The sequence below is a fragment of the Methylobacterium sp. WSM2598 genome, from assembly GCF_000379105.1.
Lineage (GTDB): Bacteria > Pseudomonadota > Alphaproteobacteria > Rhizobiales > Beijerinckiaceae > Methylobacterium.
The window spans coordinates 6,768,936-6,779,604 of record NZ_KB900609.1 but is presented as its reverse complement, the minus strand read 5'-3'; the positions used below and the strand labels follow the sequence as shown (position 1 = coordinate 6,779,604).

Below are 10,669 nucleotides of genomic sequence, written 5' to 3'. Positions count from 1 at the left end.
GCCGCGCCCTGAGCCCGCCGGCGGGGCGGCCCCGCCTGCGATACGCCTGGCGCATCGATCCATTCAGTCTTTGGCTTGGACGTGCATCGCCGCGCGGGCCTAAATGGCGCCCGGGACGGTCGCAGACGCCGTCGCTTCGGGAGCACGCCATGGAGACCGCCGCCGGCCCCGCGCAGGGCCTCTCGCGCACGCCGACCATCGCCGCCATGCGGGTCGTCCCGGTGGCCGGCCGCGACAGCATGCTGCTCAACCTGTCGGGCGCGCACGGGCCGTTCTTCACCCGCAACCTCGTGGTGCTGACCGACTCGACCGGCGCCACCGGCCTCGGCGAGGTGCCGGGAGGCGAGCGCATCCGGCAGACCCTGGAGGATGCGCGCGGCCTCGTCCTCGGCCAGCCCCTCGGCGCCTGGAACCGCGTGCTCGCCGCCATGCGGGCGCGCTTCGCCGACCGCGACGCGGGGGGGCGGGGTCTCCAGACCTTCGACCTGCGCGTCGCCATCCACGCGGTCACGGCGGTGGAATCCGCCTTCCTCGACCTGCTCGGCCAGTTCCTCGGCGTGCCGGTGGCGGCCCTCCTCGGCGAGGGCCAGCAGCGCGACGCGGTCGAGATGCTGGGCTACCTGTTCTACGTCGGCGACCGCCGCCGCACGAATCTGGCCTACCGGGAGCCCGAGGCGCGCGACGGCTGGCTGCGGCTGCGCGACGAGGAGGCGCTGACGCCCGATGCCGTGGTGCGGCTCGCCGAGGCCGCGCACGAGCGCTACGGCTTCAACGATTTCAAGCTCAAGGGCGGGGTGCTGGCGGGCGAGCGGGAGATCGAGGCGGTGACCGCCCTCGCCAAGCGCTTCCCGCAGGCCCGCGTCACCCTCGACCCGAACGGGGCGTGGTCGCTCGAGGAGGCGATCCGCCTGTGCAGGGGCCGGGGCGACGTGCTCGCCTACGCGGAGGATCCCTGCGGGGCCGAGAACGGCTTCTCCGGCCGCGAGGTCATGGCCGAGTTCCGCCGCGCCACCGGGCTGCCCACCGCCACCAACATGATCGCGACCGACTGGCGCCAGATGGTGCACGCGCTCCAGCTCGGCGCCGTCGACATTCCCCTGGCCGACCCGCATTTCTGGACGCTGGCCGGGGCGGTGCGCGTCGCCCAGACCTGCCGCGACCACGGCCTCACCTGGGGCTCGCACTCGAACAACCACTTCGACGTGTCGCTGGCCATGTTCACCCACGCCGCCGCGGCCGCGCCCGGCAAGGTCACGGCGATCGACACGCATTGGATCTGGCAGGACGGCCAGCGCCTGACCCGGGAGCCGCCGGAGATCCGCGGCGGCCTGGTGCGGGTGCCGGAGCGGCCGGGCCTCGGCGTCGCGCTCGACTGGGAGGCGGTCGAGGCGGCCCACGCCCTCTACGAGCGCCACGGGCTCGGCGCCCGCGACGACGCCGCGGCGATGCAGTTCCTGATTCCCGGCTGGACCTTCGATCCCAAGACACCCTGCCTCGTGCGCTGACCGCAGCGGGAGACGCGACCCATGGACATCCTCACCAACCGCTTCAAGGCCGGGCTGCGCGCGCGCCGCCAGCAGGTCGGCCTCTGGTGCAGCCTCGCGAGCGCGATCTCGACCGAGATCGTGGCGGGCTCGGGCTTCGACTGGCTGCTCCTCGACATGGAGCACTCGCCCAACGACCTGCGCGACATCTACGGCCAGCTCCAGGCCATGGCGGAGGGCGGCGCCGCCCCGGTGGTGCGCGTGCCGAGCGACGACCCGATCGCCATCAAGCGCGTCCTCGACGCGGGCGCGCAGTCGCTGATGATCCCGAACGTCGACGGTGCCGCGCAGGCCCGCGCGGTGGTGGCCGCGACGCGCTACGCCCCAGAGGGCATCCGAGGCTTCTCGCAGGCGCCCCGCGCCGCCCGCTTCGGGCGCATCCCGGACTACCACGCCCGCAGCAACGGCGAGATCGCCGTCCTGGTGCAGGTCGAGTCGCGCCGCGCCCTCGACAACCTGGAGGAGATTGCCGCGGTGGAGGGCGTCGACGGCCTCTTCGTCGGGCCGGGCGACCTCTCCGCCAGCCTCGGCCATCTCGGCCAGCAGAACCACCCCGAGGTGGTGGCCGAGATCGAGCGCACGATCGGGCGCATCGTCGCGACCGGCAAGGCGGCCGGCATCCTCACGGCGAACGAGGAGCTCGCCGCCCGCTACGCCCGCGCCGGCACCACCTTCACCGCCATCGGCTCGGATCTCGGGCTCCTCGCCCGCGGCTCCGAGGCCCTCGCCGCGCGCTTCCGCGCCGGCCTCTGATCGGGAGCATCCTCGCCATGGACGTCGGATTCATCGGGCTCGGCATCATGGGCGCGCCCATGGCCGGGCACCTCATCGCGGGCGGCCACAGCCTCCACCTGAAGAGCCGCCGTCGCGTGCCCGAGGCCCTGGTGGCCGCCGGCGGGCGGCCCTGCGCCAGCGCCGCCGAGGTGGCCGCGCGCGCCGAGGTCGTCATCCTGATGGTGCCGGACACGCCGGACGTGGAGGCGGTGCTGTTCGGGGCGGGCGGGGTCGCCGAGGGGCTGCGCCCCGGCTGCGTCGTCGTCGACATGAGCTCGATCTCACCGATCGCCACCCGCGACTTCGCAGCCCGCATCGAGGCCGCGGGCGGGCACTACGTCGACGCGCCGGTCTCCGGCGGCGAGGTCGGCGCCAAGAACGCGGCGCTCTCGATCATGGTCGGGGGCAGCGAGGAGGCGGTGGCGCGGGTGGGCCCGCTCCTCGACCTGATGGGCAAGAGCGTCACCCACGTGGGCGGCACCGGCGCCGGCCAGGTCGCCAAGGTGGCGAACCAGATCATCGTGGCGCTCACCATCGAGGCGGTGGCGGAGGGCCTGCTCTTCGCCTCGAAGGCCGGGGCGGACCCGGCCAAGGTGCGCCAGGCGATCACCGGCGGGCTCGCGACCTCGCGCATCCTGGAGCTGCACGGCGAGCGCATGATCACGCGCCGCTTCGACCCGGGTTTCCGGATCGCCCTGCACCAGAAGGACCTCAACCTCGCGCTCGAGGGCGCCCGCAGCCTCGGGCTGAGCCTGCCGGGCACGGCGCTCGCCCAGCAGCTCTTCTCGGCCTGCGCGGCGAACGGGGCGGGGGGGCAGGACCACTCGGCCCTGGTGCGCGCGCTGGAGATCCTCGGCAACCACGAGGTCGCCGGCTGAGGACCGGAGGCGGGGCGGCCCCGGCCGCCCCGCTCCGCGGCCGGACGGCTCAGGCGCTGTCCGGACGATCACGTCCGGCCGGACGATCACGTCCGGACAGCGGATGCCAAGCCCGCGCGGCGCCTGAGCGAGGCCGACATCCGCATGGCGAAGCCATCCGTCGGATGTCGGATCACTCCTCGACGAGGAAGCCCGGATAGGCCTGGCCGCGGGGCACCACCGCGAAGGGGGCGCGCTCGCGGGGATAGATCGCGTCGTAGCCGGCGCGATCGCCCTCGGTGAGGCCGTAGCGGCGCTCGATCCCGGCACGCGGGCCGCCCGCCTGGGAGCCGGACGCGTTGTAGGGCGAGCCGCCCTGCGCGAAGGCCGGGGCGGCGGCGACGAGCAGGGCGCCGGCGGCGAGGAAGGGCTTGAGTTTCATCGGTGTCTCCGTGGTTCGGGCCGCTCTCGGGCGGCCTTCACCGGGACGACGTTCGCAGCCGCGAAAGGTTCGGGCCGCCATGTGCGGCAGCGCACGCGCTGCCGCAGGGATGGAGAGCGGCAGCGCGCGCTGCCGCAGGGATCAGGCGAAGCCCGGCAGCAGCCGGGGCAGGGCGCGGGCGAGGGAGGCCGGATCGAACGGCTTCTCCCAGTGCGCACGTCCCGGTAGGCCGCCGGCACCGCGACGCGGTCGTAGCCCGTGGCGAACACGAAGGGCACCGACCGGGAACACCGTCTCACCCCGCAGATTGATGTCGAGCACGGCCGCGTCGATCCGCGCACCCCCGTCGATCAGAGCCATGGCGGCGTCCCGGCTCGGGGCCGGTCCCACGACCACGGCGCCGAGCCGGCCGAGGGCCTGAGCCATGTCGTCCGCGATGAAATACTCGTCCTCCACCACCAGGACCCGACGTTGCGCGAGCGGACCGGCCGGGAACGATGCTGCCATGCGCGGCTCCACTCCGGATCATGCGTCGGAAAACCATTGATGCATGATGCATAACGTGGCTCCCTGACGAATAACATGGAGTGAGCCCGGTCCGCTCCAATCGTTGTAACGGACGAGGGACGGGAGCCTGCGATGCCGACCTATCTGATCCGCAAGCTCGAGCAGTTCACCCGCCTGTCGAGCGACGACAAGCAGGCGCTCGAACGCGCGGCGTCGGGGAAGCTGCGCCGGTTCAGCTCGCGCGAGGACATTATCCGGGAGGGCGAGGCGCCGCGGCGGGTCAACCTCATCCTCGACGGCTGGGCCTGCCGCTACAAGGTGCTGGAGGACGGGCGGCGCCAGATCGCCGCCTTCCTGCTCCCGGGCGACCTCTGCGACATCCGCATGTTCATCCTCAAGCACATGGACCACTCGGTGGGCACCCTCTCGCCCGCGACCGTGGTGGAGATCCCGCGCGAGACGATCCTCGATCTGACCGACAATTTCCCCCGGCTCAGCCGCGCCCTGTGGTGGTACTCCCTGGTCGAGGAAGCGACCCAGCGCGAGTGGACCACCAATCTCGGCCAGCGCGACGCGCTGGAGCGGATGGCGCACCTGCTCTGCGAGGTGTTCATCCGGCTGCGCGGCATCGGGCTCACGGACGGGACGAGCTGCGAATTGCCGGTGACGCAGGCCGAACTCGCCGACGCCACCGGGCTCTCCACAGTCCACGTCAACCGCACGCTGCAGGATCTGCGCGCCCGCGGCCTCGTCATCCTGCGCGGCAAGACCCTGACGGTCCCCGACCTGGAGGCCCTGCAGGACGCCGCCCTGTTCAGCCCCAACTACCTCCACCTCGACTGCGAAGGCCAGGAGCTCGACGCCAACGACAGCTGACCGCGACCCGCAGCCAGGAGCGCCCGTGACCAATCGCGACATCATCGTCATCGGGGGCTCGGCCGGCGCCACCGTCCCGCTCAAGGCCCTGCTGCGGGCGCTGCCGGCCGACCTGCCGGCGGCCGTCCTGGTGGTGCTGCACATCCCGGCGCGCAGCCTCGGCCTCCTGGCCACCGTCACCTCCGCGGCGAGCCGCCTGCCGGTCGAGACGGCGCAGGACGGCATGGCGATCCGCCCCGGCCACATCTATCTCGGCGTCCCGGACCGGCACCTGCTCCTCGTCGACGGGGTGATCCGCCTCGGCCGGGGCCCGCGCGAGAACATGGTGCGGCCGGCCATCGACCCGCTCTTCCGCTCCGCGGCGATCGCCTACGGGCCGCGGGTGATCGGCGTCGTGCTGAGCGGGCTCCTGAACGACGGCGCCGCGGGGCTCGACGCGATCAAGGCCTGCGGCGGCCTCGCCCTGGTCCAGGACCCGGCCGACGCGGTCGCCGACGAGATGCCGCTCGCCGCCCTCGCGGCGGCGGCGGTCGACCTCGCGGTGCCGGGCGCGCGGCTCGGCGACGTGCTGTCGGATCTCGCCCGGGAGACGCCCGGCCCGCGCCTGCCGGTGCCGCCGGAGATCCGCATCGAGGTCGACATCGCGGCGGGCGAGCGGGTGGGCAGCGGCGTGCTGCGCCAGATCGCCGACCCGGCCCCCCTGACCTGCCCGCATTGCTGCGGCGTGCTGTCGGAGGTGCGCGGCAGCAAGCCCGTGCGCTTCCGCTGCCAGGTCGGCCACGCGCTCACCGCCGAGGCCCTCGCCAAGGAGCAGGAGGCGGCGGTCGACGAGGCGATGCGGGTGGCCCTGCGCATCGTCGAGGAGCGGGCCGACCTCGTGGCCCGGATGGCCGAGGACGGACGCCGGTCCGGCCGTCGCGCCGTGGCCGAGATGTACGAGGCGCGCGCCGCGGAGTATCGCGGCTACGGGGAGACGATCCGGCGGGCGATTCTGAGCGCGATGCCGCAGCCCGGCGCCGCCGATCCCGGAGACGGGAACGGCGAGGCGGGCTAATCTCCCGCCCGGCCGGCGGAAGCGCGTTTCGCACCAGGGACGGCAGCGGCGCGCCGGGCCGGCGGCGCGCCACGGGAGGCAGCGGGAGAGATCATGGAGGCTGACACGATCGCTTCCGGGGCCGACGATCCGGTCGGTGTCGTCCTGGCGGTCAGCGCCTCCGCGGCGAGCCCGGCCTCCCTCGAACGGCTCCTCGCCGGCCCGCTGCCGAGCGCGCAGGTGGCGACGATCCTCATCCTGCAGCATCGCGAGATCCTGGACGAGGCGCGGCTGCGCCTCGCCCTCGGCCTGTCCGGGCGCGGCCTGACGGCGGTCGAGGACGGGCTCCCCCTGGCGGGGGGCCGCCTCTACCTCCCGGCCCCGGGCGCGATCGCCACGATCGAGCGCGGTCGCTTCCGGACCCGCCCGGCCGAGCAGGCGCCCGGGGAGCGCGGCGTGATCGACAGCCTGCTCGTGTCCCTCGCCCGCGAGGAGAACCGGCGCGCCGTGGTGGTGGCGCTCGCCGGGACGGACGGCGACGGCACGCTCGGCGTCAAGATGATCAAGGAAGCGGGCGGCCTCGCCCTGGCCGAGGAGACCGCCGAGGCGCGGGCCGACGACCTTGCGGCCAGCAACAGCCCGGCCGCGCTCGCGGACGCGATCCTGCCCCTCGACGACCTCGCCGACCGCCTCAGGGCCTACGCGGCGCAGCTCCTGCGCGAGGACGAGGCGATGCCCGAGGGCGCGCCCCCCGGGGAGGAGATCGCGGGCGCGCTCACCGCGGTCGCCACCATCCTGCGCAACAAGACCGGGCACGACTTCCACGGCTACAAGCCCGGCACCTTCCTGCGCCGGGTGCAGCGGCGCATGCAGGTCATGCAGGCCGACAGCCTCGCCGCCTACGTGGAGATCCTGCGCGCCAAGCCGGACGAGGCGCAGGGCCTGTTCAACGACCTGCTGATCGGGGTGACGCAGTTCTTCCGCGACCCGGGCGAGTTCGACCTGCTGGAGCGCGAGGTCGTCCCGGCCCTGTTCTCGGGCAAGCGCCGCAGCGACCAGCTGCGGGTCTGGGTGATCGGCTGCTCGACCGGCGAGGAGGCCTACTCGATCGCGATCCTGCTGCGCGAGCAGCTGGCCGACCGGGACGAGGTGCCGCAGATCCAGATCTTCGCCACCGACCTCGACGGACGGGCGCTGGCCGCCGCGCGGGCGGGCCGCTACGCCGACGACATCGCCGCCGAGATGTCGCCCGAGCGCCTCGCCCGCTGGTTCGTCAGGGAGGGCGACACCTACTGCGTCGTTAAGGAAGTGCGGGAGATGTGCATCTTCTCCCAGCACAGCATCATCAAGGACGCGCCCTTCTCGCGCCTCGACCTCATCTCCTGCCGCAACCTGCTGATCTACCTCGACGCGGAGCTGCAGAGCCGGGTCGTCCCGCTGTTCCACTTCGCCCTGCGGCCGGGCGGTTTCCTGTTCCTGGGCAATTCCGAGAACGTCTCGCGGCACACGGGGCTGTTCGCCCCGATCGAGGGCCGCTCGCGGATCTTCCGGCGGCTGGAGACCGGCACGCGCACGCTGCCGGACTTCCCCTTCGCGGCGGTCGACCGCCGCGTGACGGCGTCCGCCGTGCCCCCCGAGCGGCCCCGCGCGGCCGAGGCGACGCTGACGCGCCGGGCCGAGCGCTTCGCCGAGCGCTTCGCCCCCGCCTACGTCATCGTGGACGAGAGCTACACGGTCCTGCACTTCTCCGGGCGGACCGGCCGCTACATCGACCCGGCCGGGGGCGCGGCGAGCCTCAACCTGCTGCAGCTCGTGCACCCGGACCTGCGCCTCGACCTGCGCGCCGCCCTGACCCGGGCGGCCGAGCACGGCGCGACCGTGCAGCTCGACGGGCTGCGCATCGGGCTGAACGGGCACCGGCTGGTGGTCGACCTCGTGGTCGAGCCGGTCCAGGAGGCGCCGGGCGCGGGCCTCAGCTTCGTCGTGCTGTTCAAGGACGGGGCGATGCTGGCGAGCGACGAGGACGGCGCCCCCGCTCCCTCCGCCCAGACCGAGCACGCCCAGCGCCTCGAGGCGGAGCTGCGCACCACCAAGGACCGGCTCCAGGCCACGATCGAGGAGCTCGAGAGCACGAACGAGGAGCTGAAATCCTCCAACGAGGAGTACCAATCCCTCAACGAGGAGCTTCAGAGCGCCAACGAGGAGCTCGAGACCTCCAAGGAGGAGCTCCAGTCGGTCAACGAGGAGCTCACCACCGTCAACGGCGAGCTCGGCCATCGCGTCAACGAGCTGACGCGGGCGACCAGCGACCTCAAGAACTTCCTGGAGAGCACGCAGATCGCCACGGTCTTCCTCGACAACGACCTGCGGGTGACGAACTCGACACCGGCCGTGTCGGAGGTGTTCCACCTCGTCGAGTCGGATGTCGGCCGGCCGATCGCCCACATCAAGCCGCGGGTCGCCTACGACGAGCTGCAGGAGGATGCGCGGCGGGTGCTGCGCACGCTCGGCACCGTCGAGCGGGAGATCGTCAACCCGGCCACGGGCGCGCGCTACATGGTGCGGGTGCTGCCCTACCGCAGCGTCGACAACTTCATCGCCGGGGTCGTCGTCACCTTCGTGGACATCACGGCCCGCCTGCGGGCCGAGGAGGCCCTGCGCGCCAGCGAGGGGCAGGCCAAGCTCCTGCTCGCCGAATTGCAGCACCGGGTGCGCAACACGCTGGCGGTGATGCGCTCGGTCGTCCGGCGCACAGCCCTGTCGAGCGACACCGTGGAGGATTACGCCGCCCACCTGGAGGGGCGCATCGACGCCTTCGCGCGCGTCCAGTCCGCGGTCACCCGCGACCCGGCCGCGGGCATCGACCTGGAGCAGCTCGTCAGCCACGAACTCCTGGCCCACGCGGCGCACGAGGGCGAGCAGGTGCGCCGGATCGAGGGCCCGCCGGTGCGCCTGCGCCCCAAGGCCGCCGAGACCCTGGCCCTCGCCATCCACGAACTCGCCACCAACGCGGTCAAGCACGGGGCGCTGACGGCCCCGAGCGGGCGGGTGACGGTGACGTGGCGGATCGAGGACCGGTCCGCGCCCGAGCCCCTGCTGACGCTCGCCTGGATCGAGACCGGGGTGACGCTCTCGGGGGATCCGCCGTCGCGGCGCGGCTTCGGCACCGAGCTGATCGAGCGCACCCTGTCCTACGAGCTCGGCGGCAGCGCCGCCCTGAGCTTCCGGCCCGAGGGGATGCAGTGCCACATCGTGCTCCCCGCCAACGACCGGATCCTGGTCCAGCGCGAGCGGGAGTGATGCGCTGTCCGGACGATCACGTCCGGGTATGACGAGCCCGCGCGGCGCCTGAGCGAGGCCGAGATCCGCATGGCCGAAATGGGAGATGGCGACGCAATCCGCCGGATGTCGGATTGATCCTGCGCGTCCTCGCCGGCCGGCGCCTCGGCATCCTGCGGCGGTCGCACGGTCCGACGAAGCGGATGCCGGTTCGGCCGCAAGATGACGCGGGGACGAGAGTTCAAGACCGACGATCATGTCCGATGATCGGTGGTTCCGTTCGCGATGCCGCGTCACGCCATCGGCGTGTGTCGACATGCCGAGAGGATCCGCGGCCCGACGCGTCGGCAGCCTGGGCCGTCCGCATGAGCGGCCTCGCAGCGGGCGGTTCGGCTCAGGCCACCGGCGGGTCCGGGTGGCGCACGGCGTGGTCGACCTGGGCGAGCACGTCGAGGGCGCGCCAGGGCTTGGGCATGTAGACGGCGCCCTGCGGCAGGCCGGCGATCCGCGCATCCGCGAAGCCCGACGTGACGACGACCCGCACGCCCGGCCAGAGCTGGCTCACCGCACGGGCGAGGGCGATCCCGTCCATCCCGCCCGGCAGCCGCACGTCCGTGAACACCATGGCGACCTCGGTGCCGCGCTGCTTGAGGAGGGCCACCGCCTCCTCGCCGCTGCCGCAGGCGGCGACGTCGAGCACCGTGTCCCGCAGCAGCGTCACCGCGAGGTCGCGCACGGCCGGGTCGTCCTCCACCACCAGGACGAGCTGCGTCGGCTCGCCGGCCGGCCCGCGCCGTCCCTCCTCGCGCCGGCCGACCGCGTCGCGGGCGACCAGCAGCGCCACGAGGTCGCGCAGGCGCTCCGGCAGCGCCTCCTGCATGGGCGCCCCGAACAGGTCCTGCAGGCCGCGCCCGACGCCGTGCGCCACGGCCGCCTCCGAACTGGTTTGGGCAGGTTGGAACACCGTGTCCGCACGACGCATGTCAAACCCTCTTGCGGGGGCCGCACCGGCCTCCCGAACCGCCGCTATCGCAGGTTATGAGCCCCACGAAAGGGCAATGAGGCCGGGCGAGGTTGGTTTCAGCGTGGCGCTACGCGATCGTGAAAGGTGCACAAATCAGTCGAGCGCTCGGGATATGCCTGCGGCGGGGGTCGGACGCGGCCTCCGCCGCCGCCGATGATGGCCGAGACCTTGCCGGCCGGGCGTTCCGCCGCCGCGCCGCCGCACGGCCCGGCGGCACCCGGGAATTCCCAGTCGCTCCGGGAACAACCCGAGAACCGATGTGTTGGCAACAGGCAGTGTGTGGCGTCTTGGCTCCTCTGCGGATCTCCTCCGAATACTGGGCCGTGCCGGTGA

10 protein-coding genes (1 of these 10 running past the window's edge) are annotated in these 10,669 nt (G+C 73.2%); 7 read left to right on the top strand and 3 right to left on the bottom strand.

Going from position 1 to position 10,669, the window contains the following annotated elements:
• The 4 genes from MET2598_RS0131515 to MET2598_RS0131500 all read left to right on the top strand — a co-directional run.
• A protein-coding gene (locus tag MET2598_RS0131515) for a LysR family transcriptional regulator (protein WP_012335849.1) crosses the window boundary here: on the top strand, positions 1–12 show its final stretch. It extends 885 nt beyond the left edge of the window; the window shows 12 of its 897 coding nt (coding positions 886–897); its start codon lies off the left edge, out of view; it ends in the stop codon at positions 10–12.
• Between the two features lie 137 nt (positions 13–149).
• Positions 150–1,505: a glucarate dehydratase gene (gene gudD / locus MET2598_RS0131510; RefSeq protein WP_012335850.1), complete on the top strand. Its 1,356-nt coding sequence runs from the start codon at positions 150–152 to the stop codon at positions 1,503–1,505.
• A 21-nt stretch (positions 1,506–1,526) separates the two neighbouring features.
• Positions 1,527–2,297: an HpcH/HpaI aldolase family protein gene (locus MET2598_RS0131505; RefSeq protein WP_012335851.1), complete on the top strand. Its 771-nt coding sequence runs from the start codon at positions 1,527–1,529 to the stop codon at positions 2,295–2,297.
• Between the two features lie 17 nt (positions 2,298–2,314).
• Positions 2,315–3,196 (top strand): 2-hydroxy-3-oxopropionate reductase, encoded by an 882-nt coding sequence (locus MET2598_RS0131500; protein WP_018263554.1) that lies wholly within the window; start codon positions 2,315–2,317, stop codon positions 3,194–3,196.
• A 172-nt stretch (positions 3,197–3,368) separates the two neighbouring features.
• Here MET2598_RS0131500 and MET2598_RS0131495 read toward each other — a convergent pair whose 3' ends face one another.
• Complete coding sequence (locus tag MET2598_RS0131495) at positions 3,369–3,617, bottom strand: hypothetical protein (RefSeq protein WP_012335853.1); 249 nt, start codon at positions 3,615–3,617, stop codon at positions 3,369–3,371.
• 141 nt (positions 3,618–3,758) lie between these two features.
• Complete coding sequence (locus MET2598_RS37745) at positions 3,759–4,124, bottom strand: response regulator (RefSeq protein WP_330218360.1); 366 nt, start codon at positions 4,122–4,124, stop codon at positions 3,759–3,761.
• Positions 4,125–4,256: 132 nt separating this feature from the next.
• Here MET2598_RS37745 and MET2598_RS0131485 point away from each other — a divergent pair, with 132 nt between their 5' ends.
• The 3 genes from MET2598_RS0131485 (at position 4,257) to MET2598_RS0131475 (ending at position 9,333) form a co-directional block, all read left to right on the top strand.
• Positions 4,257–5,000 carry a Crp/Fnr family transcriptional regulator gene (locus MET2598_RS0131485; RefSeq protein WP_012335854.1) on the top strand — a complete coding sequence of 248 codons (744 nt, stop codon included), beginning with the start codon at positions 4,257–4,259 and terminating at the stop codon, positions 4,998–5,000.
• 25 nt (positions 5,001–5,025) lie between these two features.
• Positions 5,026–6,054, top strand: a complete 1,029-nt coding sequence (locus MET2598_RS0131480) for a chemotaxis protein CheB (RefSeq protein WP_012335855.1) — start codon at positions 5,026–5,028, stop codon at positions 6,052–6,054.
• A gap of 93 nt (positions 6,055–6,147) precedes the next feature.
• Positions 6,148–9,333, top strand: coding sequence for a CheR family methyltransferase (locus tag MET2598_RS0131475; protein ID WP_018263553.1), 3,186 nt, complete (start codon positions 6,148–6,150; stop codon positions 9,331–9,333).
• A gap of 373 nt (positions 9,334–9,706) precedes the next feature.
• Here MET2598_RS0131475 and MET2598_RS0131470 read toward each other — a convergent pair whose 3' ends face one another.
• On the bottom strand, positions 9,707–10,294 hold the full coding sequence (locus MET2598_RS0131470) for a response regulator (RefSeq protein WP_236728847.1): 588 nt from the start codon (positions 10,292–10,294) through the stop codon (positions 9,707–9,709).
• Positions 10,295–10,669: the final 375 nt, after the last annotated feature.

Excerpts from the sequence above, each read along its gene's own strand:
- gudD (WP_012335850.1), top strand. The coding sequence starts at position 150 with ATGGAGACCGCCGCCGGCCCCGCGCAGGGCCTCTCGCGCACGCCGACC.
- MET2598_RS0131505 (WP_012335851.1), top strand. The coding sequence starts at position 1,527 with ATGGACATCCTCACCAACCGCTTCAAGGCCGGGCTGCGCGCGCGCCGC.
- MET2598_RS0131500 (WP_018263554.1), top strand. The coding sequence starts at position 2,315 with ATGGACGTCGGATTCATCGGGCTCGGCATCATGGGCGCGCCCATGGCC.
- MET2598_RS0131495 (WP_012335853.1), bottom strand. The coding sequence starts at position 3,617 with ATGAAACTCAAGCCCTTCCTCGCCGCCGGCGCCCTGCTCGTCGCCGCC.
- MET2598_RS37745 (WP_330218360.1), bottom strand. The coding sequence starts at position 4,124 with ATGGCAGCATCGTTCCCGGCCGGTCCGCTCGCGCAACGTCGGGTCCTG.
- MET2598_RS0131485 (WP_012335854.1), top strand. The coding sequence starts at position 4,257 with ATGCCGACCTATCTGATCCGCAAGCTCGAGCAGTTCACCCGCCTGTCG.
- MET2598_RS0131475 (WP_018263553.1), top strand. The coding sequence starts at position 6,148 with ATGGAGGCTGACACGATCGCTTCCGGGGCCGACGATCCGGTCGGTGTC.
- MET2598_RS0131470 (WP_236728847.1), bottom strand. The coding sequence starts at position 10,294 with ATGCGTCGTGCGGACACGGTGTTCCAACCTGCCCAAACCAGTTCGGAG.